This is a genomic window from Radicibacter daui, from assembly GCA_030657355.1.
Classification (GTDB): Bacteria; Pseudomonadota; Alphaproteobacteria; order Radicibacterales; family Radicibacteraceae; genus Radicibacter; species Radicibacter daui.
This window is the reverse complement of the sequence record CP131056.1, coordinates 3059293-3075740: the sequence shown is the minus strand read 5'-3', so window position 1 is coordinate 3075740 and position 16448 is coordinate 3059293. Positions and strand designations below refer to the sequence as shown.

Sequence of the window (16448 nt, the reverse complement as noted above, 5' to 3'; positions counted from 1 at the left end):
GCCCATGTTTTATGGCACCTCTCTTTCCTCCCGCCTCATGCTGGGCACCGCGCAATACCCGTCACCCGCCATCCTGCGGCAGGCGATCACGGCCTCCGGCGCGGAAGTCATAACCGTCTCCCTGCGCCGGGAGGGGCGGGACGGGGCGGCCTTCCGGGACATTCTGGCCGGCAGCGGTTGCCGTCTTCTGCCCAATACGGCGGGCTGTCACAGCGTGCGTGAGGCGGTAACGACGGCTGAGATGGCGCGCGAGCTTTTCGGCACCAGCTGGATCAAGCTGGAAGTGATCGGCCATGCCGACACCCTGCAGCCCGATCCGTTCGCGCTGGTGGAAGCGGCACGTATCCTCTCGGCCGACGGGTTCGAGGTTTTTCCCTATACGACCGAGGATCTGATCGTCGGCGAAAAACTGCTGGAGGCCGGCTGCCGGGTGCTGATGCCCTGGGGCGCACCTATCGGCTCCGGGCAGGGGCTGCGCAATATCGGCGGCCTGCGTAGCATGCGCGCCCATTTCCCGGATATCCCGCTGGTTATCGATGCCGGGATTGGTGCGCCGTCGCAGGCCATGCTGGCCATGGAAATGGGCTTTGATGCCGTGCTCCTTAATACGGCGGTTGCAAAGGCAGCGGACCCGGTGGCGATGGCGGCTGCCTTCGGGCAGGCCGTGGCCGCCGGGCAAGTCGCCTTCAATGCCGGCCTGATGCCGAGCCGGGATATGGCCGCTGCTTCGACGCCCATCTTTGGTCTGGCGGAGCTGGTCCCATGACCCGGATCGATCCGTTCTATCTGATCGTCGGCGATGTGGGGCGGCTGGTCCCGCTCTTGCCGTTGGGCGTCCGGCTGGTGCAGCTGCGCCTGAAAGACATGTCGCGCACCGAGCTGCGCGAGCAGATCACCGAAGCCAAGGCGCTCTGCGCGGCCCACGGGGCGCAACTGGTGGTCAATGACTACTGGCAGATTGCGCTCGATCTGGGCTGTGACTTTGTCCATCTCGGGCAGGAGGATATGGACGGCGCGGATTTCGCCGCCCTGCGCCGCTACGGTATGCGCTTCGGCCTTTCCACCCATGATGAGGCGGAGCTGGAGCGGGCACTCTCCTTTGGCCCGGCCTATGTGGCGCTGGGGCCGGTTTATCCGACGCTGCTTAAAAAGATGAAGTGGGGCCCACAGGGTCTGGAGCGCGTGCGGAGCTGGAAGGCCATGGCGGGCAAAACGCCGCTTGTCGGCATCGGCGGCCTGACCCCGGAGCGGCTGCCCGGCCTGTTTGCGGCCGGGGCGGACAGCGCAGCCGTCGTCACCGACATCCAGCAAGCCGCCGATCCGGTGGCCCGGTGCTGGGAATGGGTCACCGCGACGCGGGAGTATGTGCGATGAGCCGTTATGCCCGTCAGCTCAGCCTTGCCGAAGTCGGGCCGGCAGGGCAGGTCAAACTGGCCGGGGCCCGGGTGCTGGTGGTCGGCGCCGGCGGGCTTGGCGCGACCTTGCTGCCGCTGCTTGCGGGGGCCGGGGTGGGGCACCTGCGCATCATCGACCCGGACAGGGTGGAGGAGAGCAACCTGCACCGCCAGACGCTCTACCGCATGAGTGACATTGGCCGCGCGAAGGCGGAAGTAGCGGCCGCGACGCTTGCAGCCCTCAATCCGGACTGCACGATCTCGGCGCTGGTCGCCCGGCTCGACCCGGCACTGGCGCGGGCCGAGCTGCCACAGGCCGATATCGTGGTCGATGCCGCCGACATGTTTGCCGTCACCTATGCGCTCTCCGATCTCTGTGAGGCGCTGCTAAAGCCCTTCGTCACCGCCTCCGTCATCGGCTTTACCGGTTATGCCGGGGGCTTCTGCGGCGGGGCGCCGGGTTATCGCAGCGTATTCCCGGATTTGCCGGCGAGCCTGCACTCCTGCGCCACGGCCGGGGTAATGGGGCCTGCGGTTGCCACGCTGGGGGCGCTGCAGGCGCAGATGGTGCTTGCCATCCTGCTCGGCCAGCAGCCGGGCCCGCTCGGGCAGATGGTCACCATCGATCTCAAAAACTGGCGCCTCTCCGGCTTTCGCTTCGACGGAGCGCAGCCGCCGGACCGTCCGGGGCCGGCTGTTGTCGCGCTGGAGGATATCGGCGAGAGCGATACAGTCATCGAACTCAGGGGAGAGGAGGAGGCGCCCGGCCTTCCGCATCCTCGCGCACGGCGACTTCCCCCGGAGGCCCTCGACGGCTTTCAGCCAGAGCCGGGACGCCGGACCGTCTTTGTCTGCGCCTCCGGCCTCCGTGCCTGGCGGGCGGCGCAGCGGTTACAGGCGCGGCAGGGCGGCCCGGTCGCCATTCTGGCCTTGCCGCAATGACTCGGCCCGTCCTGCTTGTCGGCGGCATGGATTCCAGCGGCGGGGCCGGGCTGCTGCGCGACACCGCCACCCTGGCCGGGATCGGCGTTCCCGCCCGCGTCGCCGTCACTGCGGTCACCGCACAGACCGATCATGCCGTGACGGCCAGCCATCCGGTCCCGCCCGAGGTGGTTGCGGCCCAGATCGCCGCTGCCGGGCCGAACCTCGGCGCCATCAAGATCGGCATGCTGGCAACCGTCGGGATTGTGCAGGCGGTGGCCGCCGCCTTGCCGTCCGCGCCGCTGGTGCTGGACCCGGTGCTGCGGTCAAGCTCCGGCGCCGATCTGCTCGATTCCGCAGGGACAGTGCTTCTCGTGGAACGCCTGTTGCCGCGCGTTTCCTTGCTGACGCCCAATCTGTTGGAATTGCAGGTGCTGGCCGGCCTTCTCGGGGTTGCAGAAGGGGAAGCGTCGGAGCATATCGCTCGGGCGCTGTTGGCTCAGGGCTGCGGCGCTGTTCTGGTCAAGGGCGGACATGACACCGAGGATACTCGCCTCAGCGCTGACACGCTCTACAGGCGCGACGACGAACCGGTGACTTTTGCCTCGCCCCGTTATCCGGGCACGCTCAGGGGCACGGGGTGCCAGCTCGCGAGCGGCATTGCCGGCTGTCTGGCCCTTGGGCATCCACTCGTGGAAGCGATCCGCCGGGCCAAGGGGCTTGTCGATGCCCGGTTTGCTGCAGCGGCAGTGGTCGAAGATTGATGCCGGTGACGATGGTATGGGATGCCGTCGCTGCCGGCCCCCTCGCCACTGCATGGCTCCCCTGCGCGGGCCCGCAGCGGCCTTGACGGGGCGCGGTCATCGCTGTACATAGCGCCCACTTTTCTTCCCCCGGCTTTTCCCGCAAGGGTTTGCTGGCGCGGGGAGGGATTAGGCGCCGGACACCGCGGTCCCATACTGGTCTCAGGGCCGGCGCCCGACATCGAGAGTGACCTGCCCGGAACGGCGATGCCGCACCGAGTGGGTCTTTTCATGTTGGTCCCTTCGCGTGGAACCGATTGGAAAGTGCGGATTTTCCGGTGTTTTCGCCGGTTTGTCCAAACCCTTTGGTCTTTGATTTAAGGAACTGTCGGCAAATGCCTACAATCTCCCAGCTGATTCGCTCTCCGCGGCAGCCGCTGCCGAAGCGGAACAAGGCAGCAGCGCTCGAATCCTGCCCGCAGAAGCGTGGCGTGTGCACCCGCGTGTACACCACCACCCCGAAGAAGCCGAACTCCGCTCTGCGTAAGGTCGCCCGTGTGCGCCTCACCAACGGTTTCGAAGTGACGAGCTACATCCCCGGCGAAGGCCACAACCTTCAGGAACACTCCGTCGTGCTCATCCGCGGCGGCCGTGTGAAGGACCTTCCCGGTGTGCGTTACCACATCATTCGCGGCACCCTTGATACCCAGGGCGTCAAGGATCGTAAGCAGCGTCGTTCGAAGTACGGCGCGAAGCGGCCGAAGTAAGGAGCGCATAGATGTCTCGTCGTCACGCAGCAGAAAAGCGCGAAGTCCTTCCCGATCCGAAATTCGGCGACCGCGTTGTTTCCAAGTTCGTCAACAACATCATGGTTGATGGCAAGAAGTCGATCGCCGAAAGCATCGTTTACGGTGCTCTCGATCTGGTCCAGACCCGTGCCAAGGCCGATGCTGTCCAGCTCTTCCATGACGCGCTCACCAACGTGAAGCCGGCTGTTGAAGTGCGTTCCCGCCGCGTCGGCGGTGCGACCTACCAGGTCCCCGTCGAAGTGCGCCACGAGCGTGCCCAGGCCCTGGCCTTCCGCTGGCTGATCGGTGCTGCCCGCAACCGCTCTGAAAAGACGATGGTTGACCGGCTGGCCGGCGAGCTGCTGGACGCTGCCCAGCAGCGCGGCGCCGCCGTGAAGAAGAAGGACGATACGCACCGCATGGCGGAAGCGAACCGCGCCTTCTCGCACTACCGCTGGTAATTCGCAGGTTCGGGGGCGGTATCGGTCAACCGGTGCCGCCCCTGTTCCCCCGACAGCCCCTCAAAGCCGCGAGTATTCATCATGGCACGCAGTCATCCGCTCGAGCGCTACCGTAACATCGGTATCATGGCGCACATCGATGCCGGCAAGACCACCACCACCGAGCGCATCCTCTATTACACCGGCCGTTCGCACAAGATCGGCGAAGTGCACGAGGGCCAGGCCACCATGGACTGGATGGAGCAGGAGCAGGAGCGTGGTATCACCATCACCTCCGCCGCGACCACCTGCTTCTGGAAGATCGGCGAGGACGGTCCCGAGCACCGCATCAACATCATCGACACCCCGGGCCACGTCGACTTCACCATCGAAGTCGAGCGTTCCCTGCGCGTGCTCGACGGCGCTGTCGCCGTGTTCGATTCGGTTGCCGGCGTTGAGCCGCAGTCCGAGACCGTGTGGCGCCAGGCCAACAAGTACAAAGTTCCCCGCATGTGCTTCGTCAACAAGATGGACCGCATGGGTGCGAACTTCTTCCGCTGCGTGCAGATGATGAAGGATCGCCTGGGCGCCAACCCGCTCTGCATCCAGCTGCCGATCGGCTCCGAAGCCGATTACGAAGGCGTCATCGACCTCGTCCTGATGAAGGAAATCATCTGGAAGGCCGAGAGCCTCGGCGCCGAGTTCGAATACCGCGAGATCCGTGACAGCCTCAAGGCCCAGGCCGACGAGTACCACGAGAAGCTCATCGAGACCGCCGTCGAGTCTGACGATGCCGCGATGGAAGCCTATCTCGAAGGCGAGATGCCGGACGTCGAAACCCTCTACAAGTGCATCCGCAAGGGCACCATCGCGGGTCTCTTCGTTCCCGTCATCAACGGCACCGCGTTCAAGAACAAGGGCGTTCAGCCGCTGCTCGACAGCGTCATCCGCTACCTGCCGTCCCCGACCGACGTTGGCGATGTGCATGGCGTTGACCTCAAGACCGGCGAGCCGGACAGCCGTCCGATCGACGACGATGCCCCGGTTTCCATGCTGGCCTTCAAGATCGCCAACGACCCGTTCGTCGGTTCGCTGACCTTCTGCCGCATCTACTCGGGCGTTGTGACCGCCGGTTCCTACCTCCTGAACTCGGTCAAGGACAACCGCGAGCGTATCGGCCGCCTCGTTCTCATGCACGCCAACACGCGTGAAGAGATCAAGGAAGCCTCCGCTGGCGATATCATCGCCATCACCGGCCTCAAGAACACCACCACGGGCGACACGCTTTGCGACCCGGCAAAGCCGATCATCCTGGAGCGTATGGAGTTCCCCGAGCCGGTTATCGAGGTTGCCGTCGAGCCGAAGACCAAGGCCGACCAGGAGAAGCTCTCCCAGGCTCTCCAGCGTCTTGCTGCCGAAGACCCGTCCTTCCGTGTGTCTGTCGACCATGAAAGCGGCCAGACCGTGATCAAGGGCATGGGCGAACTTCACCTCGAAATCATCGTCGACCGCATGCGTCGCGAGTTCAAGGTGGACGCCAATGTCGGTGCTCCGCAGGTTGCCTATCGCGAGACGATCACCCGCAAGGCGGAAATCGACTACACCCACAAGAAGCAGAGCGGCGGTTCCGGCCAGTTCGCCCGCATCAAGCTGGTGTTCGAGCCGCAGGAAGTCGGTGCAGGCTTCAAGTTCGAGAGCGCCATCGTCGGTGGCTCGGTGCCGAAGGAATACATCCCCGGCGTCGACAAGGGCCTCAACGCCTCCAAGGATACCGGCATCATCGCCGGCTTCCCGGTCATCGACTTCAAGGTCACCCTGGTTGACGGTGCGTACCACGATGTCGACTCCAGCGTGCTGGCGTTCGAAATCGCTGCCCGCGCTGCCTTCAAGGAAGGTATCGCCAAGGCCGGTCCGCAGCTCCTCGAGCCGATCATGAAGGTCGAGGTTGTGACGCCGGAAGACTACATGGGCGACATCATCGGCGACCTGAACAGCCGTCGCGGCCAGATTCGCGGCATGGAAGACCAGGGCATTGCGAAGACGGTCGACGCCTTCGTTCCGCTGGCCAACATGTTCGGCTACGTCAACACCCTGCGCTCCATGAGCCAGGGCCGTGCGCAGTACACCATGCAGTTCGACCATTACGAGCCTGTCCCCGCGGCTGTTGCCGAGGCGGTCAAGGCCAAGCTGGCCGGCTGATACACTTAAACCCCTGAACAAAGGCCTGTCCGGGTTCGCCCGGCAGGCCTCTCCCCCCGATCCCTTCGCGGGACGGGGCTTGATGGAGCGAAAAAGAAATGGCGAAGGAAAAGTTTTCCCGCAACAAGCCGCACGTCAACATCGGCACGATCGGCCACGTTGACCACGGCAAGACGACGCTGACCGCTGCGATCACGAAGGTGATGTCCGAGGTTTACGGCGGTGCGGCTGTTGCGTTCGACATGATCGACAAGGCGCCGGAAGAGAAGGCTCGTGGCATCACGATCTCGACCGCGCACGTCGAGTACGAGACCGATGCGCGCCACTATGCGCACGTCGACTGCCCGGGCCACGCCGACTATGTGAAGAACATGATCACCGGCGCTGCGCAGATGGACGGCGGCATTCTCGTCGTTTCCGCTGCCGACGGCCCGATGCCGCAGACCCGCGAGCACATCCTGCTCGCCCGTCAGGTCGGCGTTCCGGCTCTGGTCGTGTTCATGAACAAGGTCGACATGGTCGACGACGAAGAGCTGCTCGAGCTCGTCGAGATGGAAGTTCGCGAGCTTCTGTCCTCCTACGACTTCCCGGGCGATGACATTCCGATCATCAAGGGGTCGGCTCTGGCCGCTCTTGAAGGCCGTGACGATGCCATCGGCAAGGAAAAGATCGTCGAGCTCATGAAGGCCGTCGACAGCTACGTCGCCCTTCCGGAGCGTCCGAAGGATCGTCCGTTCCTGATGCCGATCGAAGACGTGTTCTCGATCTCCGGCCGCGGCACCGTTGTGACCGGCCGTGTCGAGCGCGGCATCGTCAAGGTTGGTGAGGAAGTCGAGATCGTCGGTATCCGTCCGACCACCAAGACGACCGTTACCGGCGTTGAAATGTTCCGCAAGCTGCTGGACAGCGGCGAGGCCGGCGACAACATCGGCGCGCTGCTGCGTGGCACCAAGCGTGAAGACGTCGAGCGTGGCCAGGTTCTGGCCAAGCCGGGCTCCATCACGCCGCACACGAAGTTCTCCTCCGAGATCTACGTTCTGACCAAGGAAGAAGGCGGCCGTCACACCCCGTTCTTCGCCAACTACCGTCCGCAGTTCTACTTCCGTACCACCGACGTGACCGGTACGGTCGAGCTGCCGGAAGGCACGGAGATGGTGATGCCGGGCGACAACGTCTCCCTGGTCGTCAAGCTGATCGCCCCGATCGCCATGGATGAAGGCCTGCGTTTCGCTATCCGCGAAGGCGGCCGCACCGTCGGCGCCGGCGTCGTTGGCAAGATCCTCGAGTAATCTTCCTCTGGCGAAAGCCGGATGAAGAAAGACGCCCGCCGGGAAACCGGCGGGCGTTTTGCTTTTTCTCCTTCCCCGCGCGTCAGCGGGGGGAAGGTGGGCGTGAGCCCGGATGGGGGTGTTGGCCGTCCCATCGGGCACTTCCTCCGACAAGCTGCACTGCCCACATCCCCCACTGCCGCTTTGCGGCATCTCCCCCGTGCCGGGGGAGAATTTTCCTTCCCTGCGCGTCAGCGTGGGGAAGGTGGGCGAAGCCCGGATGGAGGTAATGAGGGGCGACCGGGCTGAGGCCTTTGCCTCTGGAGGATGCATTACCCCCTCCGCCCGCTTTGCGGGCACCTCCCCGAAGAGGGGAGGATCAATTGTAGCGAGCTTAGTCCCGGTCCAGATAGTCCTCGGCCTGCATCTCCATCAGGCGGCCGACTGTGCGCCCGAATTTGGCACCGACAACTGACATATTCCAAAAAGTTATCTAATTTTTGATTCAAGGAAATTTTACATATGCTTCTTCAGGCGGCAAGCTCACCTCACACGTTCGAAGGAGGGAGAGCTTGTGAGCTGTCTTTGTGATGTTCGGGCAATCCGGCCGGCCGGTTTTCGCCGCGCGGGCCTGTATGCCGGCCCGGGCAATGAGTTGCGGCTGTCGTGGTTCGGAGGCGGTGATCTCCGGTTGCTCTTCCATGCGGAGGGCGGTGCCTGACAGGGTGACTTCACGCTCTCCTCAATCCCCAACACATTTCCGGAGTTCGAACAGAGGATTGCACCTTCCCGGATAGAGGAAGGGAGCAGGTTTAAAAAAAACATAAACGGGAGGAAACCATGAACTTCAAAACTATCGTCACCGGCGCCGTGCTGGCTTTGGCCGCGATCAGCGGGCCTGCCCTGGCGGAATATCCGGAACGGACGATCGAGAGCATCCTGCCTGCGGGCGCTGGTCCTGCGATGTCGGTCAGCCAGATTATCGCTGACGCGATGGGCAAGACGCTTGGCGTTTCGTTGACGGTGCTTGCTACGCCGGGCGCAGGGGGCATCAAGGCGTTCCAGACCGGGCTTAACAAGTCCGCCGATGGTTATACGATCATTGATGGTTATGTTGCGCCGCTGGTCCTGCAGCCAATCCTCGGCAAGGCGGACTGGAAGTATGACGATTTCATCCCGCTGCACGCTGCTGCTTCAAATGCTTTCGCAATCGGCTGGCGAACGGACGAGACCCGTTGGTCGGACTTTGAAGGGATGATGGCCTGGGGCAAGGACAATCCCGGCAAGCTGCGTTACTCCTCCGGCCAGCGCAACAATCTGCCCCATCTTGTGATCGCCAAGATGCTCCAGTCCTACCAGGTCGTTGCGCAAAACGTTCCTTATGACTCGCCGCCGACAGCCAATAACGATGTCAAAAGCGGAATTCTCGATTTCTCCTTCGTCAATGTCGGTAGCTACAAGCAGGATCCCGAGGCCCTTAAAATCGGGCTCGTCTTGTCCGACAGGCCGGCCGCCAAGGCAGAATTCGGCGGGGCGCCGTCGATCACCGATATCAATGCAGATCTCGGGCTCAGCGGACTTGCCCCGATGGGCTGGGATTGGTGGTTGGTAAAGAAGAATACCCCGTCCGAGCGCGTGGAGAAATTACGGGCGGCAATGGGCACGGCGATGGCCGATCCCGACGTACGGACCAGGATCGAGCGCCTGGGCTTCGAGCCGCTGGACTGGGATCATACCCACTATGACGAGATCGTCTCGGGTGTACGGGACCAGCTTTCGACGATGGCTGATGCCATCAAGTGGGAAGAAGATGCCCTCAAGGCCCTGAAATGACGGGTCCGCTTGTTATCGGACGGCGCACCGCAGGGTGGTGCGCCGTCGCGCTCATGCTTGTCCTTGTGGCGTTGGTCTTCGAGCAGATTCGTGACGTGCTGGGGCCATCGGGCATGGCTGAAGGGGGGCCGTATGACAATGCCGCCGCCTATCCGCGCGGTGTGACGCTGGTGCTCCTTGGCCTCGTGGCCTTGCAGATTGTTGTCCAGGTCGTGGCACGGCGGCGCGTGCCGGCGGACGGGTTCACGCTGCGCCAGCTTGTTCGCCCTGCGGCGGTCATCGCTATCTTCGGGCTCTATCTGGGGCTTCTTGGACCCCTGGGCTTCCACCTGACCTCTGCGCCAATGCTGTTTGCGGTAATGGCTGTCTGCGGGGCACGCCAATGGTGGCAGATGATCGCGCTCAGCCTCGCAATATCCTTTGGCCTGGCCTGGTTCTTCGAAAGTCAGCTCGACGTCGTTCTCCCCGGCGGCATCTTCCATCTCAATATTCCCTGGTGACCTGATGTTTGACATGCTTTTGGGCGGGCTGGGGCTTGTGTCGAGCTTTTCGACAGCGGCGCTGGTTGGCGCCGGGCTCATCATTGGCCTCTTCGTCGGTGCCCTGCCGGGGCTGGGGCCGCTGATGGGCATTATCCTTCTGCTGCCTTACGCCATCACCTTTCCGCCGGTGCAGGCGATGGGATTCCTGATCGCCATCTATGTCGGCGGCTCGTGTGGCGGGGCCATCTCGGCCATCCTGCTGCGAATACCGGGAACACCGCTCGCGGCGGCGACGCTGTTCGACGGTTACCCGATGGCCCAGAACGGACGGGCCGCGGATGCCATTGGCATCGCGATCTCCGCCTCGGCGCTTGGCGGAGCGTTTGGCGGTCTGATCCTGATCCTGTTTTCGCCGTCGATCGCAGCTTTCGCGGCCGGGTTTGGGCCGCCTGAATATGCCTTGCTGGCGATTACCGGGCTGACCGCGATTGCCGCCGTATCGGACCAGTCCATGCTCAAGGGCCTGATCGCCGGGACGGCGGGGCTGCTGCTGGCCACAGCCGGCACGGACGAGTTCACAGCCGCCGAACGTTTCACATTCGGGCTCTTTGAGATGTCCGATGGTTTCAACATCGTTGCCATCGTGGTCGGGCTTTTCGCGATCTCGGAGATGAGCAATCTGCTGACTGGCAATGACTTGCTGGACCGGCCGACGCTTTCAATCGCCCGGCCCGGATTCCGTACCGTCCTGCTGGTACTCAGGCACTGGCCGAACCTGCTGCGCTCCTCCTCGATCGGCGCCTTTATCGGCGCGTTGCCGGGGGCCGGGGGCGTGATCTCGTCCTTCACCGCCTATGCGGTGGCCAAGACATTTTCCAGGGCTGACGAGCGTTACGGAGAAGGTGCCGAAGGCGGCATCGTCGCCTCGGAGAGCGCCAACAACGCGACGGCCGGGGGGGCACTGGTCCCGACCCTCGCGCTTGGAATTCCCGGTGATGCGGTTACCGCCGTGCTGATCGGCGCGCTCTTGATCCTGGGTATTTTTCCAGGCCCCACTCTCTTTGCCCAGCACTCGGACATCGTCGGCGGGATCTTCCTTGTCTATATGCTTGCGAATATCGCGCTGTTCGTCGTCGGCATTCTGCTGACGCCGCTGTTTGTGTACGTGCTGCGCCTGCGCAAGCTGGTCCTGATACCGACCGTGCTGCTGATGTGTGCGATCGGAACCTATGCCGTCGGCAGTTCGATCTTCGATCTGTGGGTGATGTTCGCCTTCGGCATCGTCGGATTGATATTGCGCGCCGGGGGGTATCCGCTGGCCCCGATGGTGATCGGTGTGATCCTTGGCCCGCTTCTGGAGAACAATGTCCGGCGCGCCCTGCTCCTGTCGCATGACGGGCTCCGGATCTTCATCGACCGCCCGGTTTCCGCGACCCTGGTGTTCATCAATGCGGCGCTGTTGCTCTGTGTGTTTTTCTTTACCCTGCGCCGGCATTTCGCCGGGCGGCGATCAAAGCCGTTGCCGGTAAACACTTGATCTGCATGGCGAATGCATGACCCATCATTTCGGGGGTGCCGGCCGTGGGTAGGAGGGCGGCATCCCCGAAGATACCAGCTTCGATGTCGGCAGGAGCAATGGCTGCAAGCCGGAAGGGGAAAGAACCTTGCCGGGTGTTGTCGCTGCCCCGCGCAAGTCAGGCTCTTCTACCGTTGTTCCGGAGTGTTGGGGCGCTTTTGCGAAGCGTTCTGGATGTCAGCGTTTTCCGCGCCGGTAATCCGGCACAGTTCCCTGTTCATTGCCTGAACCGCCGGGATTCCTTGCGAGCTTTCACGCAAATAGATGCCGGCGGCCGACCGTCCCAATGAGGGGAAAACGGGTAACACGCGCAAGCCTTCGCCGCTGACGACAGGCCTGATCTCAAGCGGCACCTGCATCGCGAGGTTCGAATGCCGGATCAGATGCAGCCCTGCGGTGAAGGAGGTTGTCTGCGCGGCAAACTGCGGGGCGCCGAGCTGGTGCTGAGAGAAATAACGCATCAATAGCTCGCGGCTGCCGGTGACCTGGCTGTAGCCAACCCAGTGCATTTCCGCCAGATCAGAAGGCGATAACACCTCCTTGTCCGCGCAGGGCATATCTTCGGACACAGCGACGGCCTGCTCTACCTCGAGCAGCGGGATCACGCGCAGCAGATATTCCGAAGCCAGCGGCTCGACCGTGCCGAGGACGAGATCCAGTTCCCCCGCCACGAGCATGGGGAGCGTTTCGGCGTTGTTGCGGGCGACGAGATCGAGCCGCAGCATCGGAAAACTCTTTCGGACTGCCGAAAAGGCCTGGGCCACATAGCGCAGATGAAAGAGCGGGCCGGCGCCGACCCGCAATGTCTCCATGCCCGCATTCTCAAGGATGCCAATTTCCTCACTGGCCTGCCGGTACTCCTGCTCTATGCGATTGGCATGGCGCAGATAAATCCTTCCCGCCGCCGTCAGCTCCATGCCGCGCGGTTTGCGATCGAACAGAACCACGCCCAGCCGCTCTTCGAGGGCCAGAAGCCGCTTGGTGAGCGCGGGCTGGGTGAGGTTGAGCCGCTGTGCTGCCGAGGTGAGGTTGCCGAGCCTGGCGACAGCCATGAAGGCGGCAAGTTGCCGATCCATAATCATTCCAAAAAGTTATCAAATTTCCAATCTAAAGAAATTTTACACATACCTGATCGACTGACAACCTCCGTCTAAAGACCTGAGGGAGGACGATGCTTGCGCGCGATTTTTATAGTGCCTGATCTGCCTGACTGGCCGCCGGCGGGGGTTTTGGGGGGCGATATTGATCGCACGATCAACGGGCGGCCCGCAGGCGCGACATGGCGGATCGCCAGCCGTCTGCATCATGTCCGGAAGCGAAGCTCAGCCCATAAGCAGGTCTGTCGCCCTCCGCGCCATGAGCACAGCATGCCCGTTTCCGGGGATGCCCTGGATCGTTACCTGGCGCGCGCCGGCCGGCGCGGCGCCCGATTACTGGCCGCCTGATATCGGATCCACTCATGAAAACCGTTTTCGTTTTATTCGATAGCCTGAACCGGCACATGCTTGGATGTTACGGGGGCACCCGGGTGCCGACGCCGAATTTCGACCGCCTGGCGTTCCGTGTGCAGGTGTTTGACAAGCACTATGTCGGCTCACTGCCCTGCATGCCGGCCCGGCGCGACATGCTGACCGGGCATCTCAGCTTCCTTCACCGGTCCTGGGGGCCGCTCGAACCCTTCGACAACGCATTCCCCGAACTGCTTCAGGCCAGGGGTATCCACAGCCATCTGGTTACCGACCACTATCACTATTGGGAAGATGGCGGGGCGACCTATCACAATCGCTACAACACGTTCGAGTTTATCCGCGGACAGGAAAGCGATCCCTGGAAGGCCCTGGTGCAGCCCCCATGGGAACGCCTGCGCGAGAAATACCACGCCAGTCAGCTTGGCCTTATCGACGATGTTCCCAAGCACAGGGCGCATCTGATCAATCGCGAATATATCCGCGAAGAGAAGGATTTTCCCTCGGTTCAGTGCTTCCAGGCCGGGTTCGAGTTTCTGGAGGCCAACCGGGACGCCGATGACTGGCTGCTCCAGATCGAGACCTTCGATCCGCACGAGCCCTTCTATGCGCCTGACCGGTTCAAGGAGCCTTTCGATACTGGCTGGAAGGGGGGAGTTCTGGATTGGCCGCGTTACGGCCGGGTCGAGGATCTGCCGGAAGAGGCGGATGAGCTGCGCGCCAACTACTATGCCGTCGTATCACTGTGCGATGAGCTTCTCGGCCGATTGCTCGACGAGTTCGATGCCCACGATATGTGGAAGGATACGGCGCTCGTGGTTACGACCGATCACGGGTTTCTGCTGGGCGAGCATGACTTCTGGGCCAAGAACCGGATGAACATGTACGAGGAAATCGTCCATATCCCGCTGTTCCTGCACGATCCACGCGACCCCGGCGCGCGCCGGGTGGGCCGGTTGACCCAAACGACGGATCTGGCGCCGACCTTTCTTGATTTCTGGGGGATTGAGGCTCCGGTCGAGATGCAGGGCCAGTCCTTGCTGCGGGCGGGCGAGCGGGAGGCCGTGATCTTCGGCTATTTCGGCGGGGCGATAAATGTGACGGACGGGGTCCGCAGTTATCACCGTTTTCCCGCTCATATCGCCGGGCAAGAGATCAACCAGTACACCTTGATGCCCACCCATATTACCTCGCGCTTTTCCACGCAGGAGCTGCAAGCCGCGACGCTTGCTCCACCGTTTGACTGGACCAAGAATGTTCCGCTGTTGAAGGTGCCGGTCACTGAACGCTCGCCGATGTATTACAACTACGGCCCCGGATGCCTGATCGAGAACGAGACCCGCCTTTACGATCTCGTTGCCGATCCCGGACAGGAGCGGCCGCTTGCGGATCCTGCCCGGGAGCGGGAGATGGTGGAAAAGATGGTGCGTCAGATGCGTGCCAATGACGCCCCCCGCGAGGCATATGATCGGCTGGAGCTGATCGGCGTGCCCGAAGCGGCCGGCTAGCCGGAAGTTCCGGCAGCGCCTGCGTGCTCCATGAAGTCATCGCGACTTCTATTCCCCGGCACGGAAGAAATTCGAGAATGAGCATGATCAAGGAGCGTGGCGTGCCGCGCTGGTGGCATATGGTCGACACCGGCTCGCTGCGCAGCGATCTTTTTGCTGCGATCACCGGGGCGGCGATCATATTGCCACAGGCGATTGCCTTCGCCTCCATCGCCGGCCTGCCGCCGGCTTACGGCCTTTATTCGGCGATGATCACGCCGGTGGTGGCCGCCTTGTGCGGTTCTTCCCGCATCGTGGTTTCGGGCCCGACAACAGCGGTATCCGCGCTGATTTTTGCAGCACTTTCATCACGATACGTGTCCGGTTCGGCCGAATGGATCGGCGCGGCGCTGGCGCTGACCTTGCTGGTGGGGGCGATCCAGCTCGCCATAGGGCTGGCGCGTCTCGGGCGGTTCCTGACCTTCGTGTCGGGGCCGGTCATCACCGGCTTCAGCGCAGGCGCTGCGATCCTGATCGCGATGAGCCAGCTGGGCGATGTGCTGGGCGTTGCCTTGCCGCATCTGGGCTCGCCCGCAGTCTTTTTCTCACGGTTCGTCGCGGCCTTGCCAAACGCCGTGCCGGGGACGGTTATTGTCGCGGCAGTGACCTTCGCAGCGGCGCTGATCATACGGTTTTGTGCGCCCGGACTGCCGGCCTATCTCATGGCCCTCTGCGTCGGAGGCGCGGTAAATTGGGGCTTCGGGCTCGGAACCCGCACAGTCGGGGCGATCCCGTCGATTTTCCCGACGCCTGCGATCCCCGACGTGTCGGGAGGCAGCGTTATGTCCTTTGCCCAGCCGGCCCTCGCCATTGCCATTGTGGGGTTGATCCAGTCGGTCACCGTGGCGCGGCTCTATGCCCACCGGCGGGACGAGAATCTTGATGGCAACCGGGAAATCATCGGGCAGGGGCTTTCGAACCTGATTGGGCCGTTCTTCTCTGCCTATGCGGGTGCAGGCTCGCTCACGCGCACGGCTGTCAACCACGAGGCCGGTGCCCGTACGCCGTTGGCTGCGGTCTTTGCCTCACTGGCATTGATCGCGATCCTGTTTCTGGCCGCGCCCCTGTTCAGTGCCCTGCCCATTCCGGCAATGGCGGCCGTCATCATCCTGATCGCCTGGCGCCAGATCGATTTCGTCGCGTTTTATCGATTGGCGCGGCAATCGCGGCGCGAAGCCCTTACCTTTCTTGTCACCTTCGTCGCGGCACTCGCTGTCGGGCTGGAGTTTTCGGTTTTTGCGGGGGTCTTTCTCAGTCTCGCCCTTTTCCTCAATGAATCGATCAATGCCGAGCTTGAGCTGACGGTTCCCGACCAAAACCGCCCCAACCATTCCTTTCATAATGTGCGCCACGGCAGCCCGGAATGTCCGCAGCTGCTGTTCGCCCGGCTCAACGGGCCACTCTATTTCGGCGTCGTCGAAAAGCTACGCCAGACCCTCCGGCGGATCGAGCGCGAGCGGCCTGGACAGAAGCATCTTTTGCTCAAGCTTACCGGCATCGGGCAGCTCGACCTTGCCGGAGCGGAGCTGTTGATCGAGGAAAGCCGTCGCCGCCGCGCAAGGGGAGGGCGATTGCACCTGACCTCGCGCTACACCCCGCTCCTGGACAAGATGAAGCAGTACGGGGTGGTTGAGGCTTTGAAGGACGAGAATATCTACAGCCACCGGCATGACGCGATTGCGGCGATCGTACCGGGCCAGCTTGACCCCGATATCTGTGCCGGCTGCAAGACATGCATCTTTACTGAATGCCCGCCGAAGTCCTGACCGGGCAGCCACTGCGGGTCGGCCA

The 16448-nt window shown here is 63.0% G+C and carries 14 protein-coding genes; 13 read left to right on the top strand and 1 reads right to left on the bottom strand.

Annotation, left to right across the window (positions count from 1 at the left end):
* Positions 1-4 precede the first annotated feature (4 nt).
* The 11 genes from QTL98_RS14455 to QTL98_RS14405 all read left to right on the top strand — a co-directional run bounded on the left by QTL98_RS14455 (position 5) and on the right by QTL98_RS14405 (position 11605).
* Positions 5-766: a thiazole synthase gene (locus QTL98_RS14455; RefSeq protein WP_445679168.1), complete on the top strand. Its 762-nt coding sequence runs from the start codon at positions 5-7 to the stop codon at positions 764-766.
* A 5-nt stretch (positions 767-771) separates the two neighbouring features.
* Positions 772-1374, top strand: a complete 603-nt coding sequence (locus QTL98_RS14450; RefSeq protein ID WP_510637577.1) for a thiamine phosphate synthase — start codon at positions 772-774, stop codon at positions 1372-1374.
* Positions 1371-2336, top strand: a complete 966-nt coding sequence (locus tag QTL98_RS14445; RefSeq protein WP_445679166.1) for a ThiF family adenylyltransferase — start codon at positions 1371-1373, stop codon at positions 2334-2336. Before QTL98_RS14450 ends, QTL98_RS14445 begins: the two co-directional genes overlap by 4 nt.
* Positions 2333-3079: a hydroxymethylpyrimidine/phosphomethylpyrimidine kinase gene (locus tag QTL98_RS14440; protein WP_445679165.1), complete on the top strand. Its 747-nt coding sequence runs from the start codon at positions 2333-2335 to the stop codon at positions 3077-3079. The genes QTL98_RS14445 and QTL98_RS14440 overlap by 4 nt, the downstream gene beginning before the upstream one ends.
* A gap of 374 nt (positions 3080-3453) precedes the next feature.
* Positions 3454-3825: a 30S ribosomal protein S12 gene (gene rpsL, locus QTL98_RS14435; RefSeq protein ID WP_445679164.1), complete on the top strand. Its 372-nt coding sequence runs from the start codon at positions 3454-3456 to the stop codon at positions 3823-3825.
* 11 nt (positions 3826-3836) lie between these two features.
* Entirely contained in the window at positions 3837-4307 is a 471-nt protein-coding gene (rpsG, locus tag QTL98_RS14430; RefSeq protein WP_445679163.1) for a 30S ribosomal protein S7, read from the top strand.
* A gap of 81 nt (positions 4308-4388) precedes the next feature.
* Positions 4389-6485, top strand: a complete 2097-nt coding sequence (gene fusA, locus QTL98_RS14425; protein ID WP_445679162.1) for an elongation factor G — start codon at positions 4389-4391, stop codon at positions 6483-6485.
* 98 nt (positions 6486-6583) lie between these two features.
* Entirely contained in the window at positions 6584-7774 is a 1191-nt protein-coding gene (gene tuf / locus QTL98_RS14420) for an elongation factor Tu (protein ID WP_445679161.1), read from the top strand.
* 819 nt (positions 7775-8593) lie between these two features.
* Positions 8594-9586, top strand: coding sequence for a Bug family tripartite tricarboxylate transporter substrate binding protein (locus QTL98_RS14415; RefSeq protein WP_445679160.1), 993 nt, complete (start codon positions 8594-8596; stop codon positions 9584-9586).
* Entirely contained in the window at positions 9583-10086 is a 504-nt protein-coding gene (locus QTL98_RS14410) for a tripartite tricarboxylate transporter TctB family protein (protein WP_445679159.1), read from the top strand. Before QTL98_RS14415 ends, QTL98_RS14410 begins: the two co-directional genes overlap by 4 nt.
* A 13-nt stretch (positions 10087-10099) precedes the next feature.
* Positions 10100-11605 (top strand): tripartite tricarboxylate transporter permease, encoded by a 1506-nt coding sequence (locus QTL98_RS14405; RefSeq protein ID WP_445682161.1) that lies wholly within the window; start codon positions 10100-10102, stop codon positions 11603-11605.
* Between the two features lie 167 nt (positions 11606-11772).
* Here QTL98_RS14405 and QTL98_RS14400 read toward each other — a convergent pair whose 3' ends face one another.
* Positions 11773-12720: a LysR family transcriptional regulator gene (locus QTL98_RS14400; protein ID WP_445679158.1), complete on the bottom strand. Its 948-nt coding sequence runs from the start codon at positions 12718-12720 to the stop codon at positions 11773-11775.
* Positions 12721-13103: 383 nt separating this feature from the next.
* Here QTL98_RS14400 and QTL98_RS14395 point away from each other — a divergent pair, with 383 nt between their 5' ends.
* Positions 13104-14618 (top strand): sulfatase, encoded by a 1515-nt coding sequence (locus QTL98_RS14395; protein WP_445679157.1) that lies wholly within the window; start codon positions 13104-13106, stop codon positions 14616-14618.
* A gap of 101 nt (positions 14619-14719) precedes the next feature.
* The gene (locus QTL98_RS14390; RefSeq protein ID WP_445679156.1) at positions 14720-16423 is read left to right on the top strand and encodes a SulP family inorganic anion transporter; all 1704 of its coding nucleotides are present in this window, start codon (positions 14720-14722) and stop codon (positions 16421-16423) included.
* Positions 16424-16448: the final 25 nt, after the last annotated feature.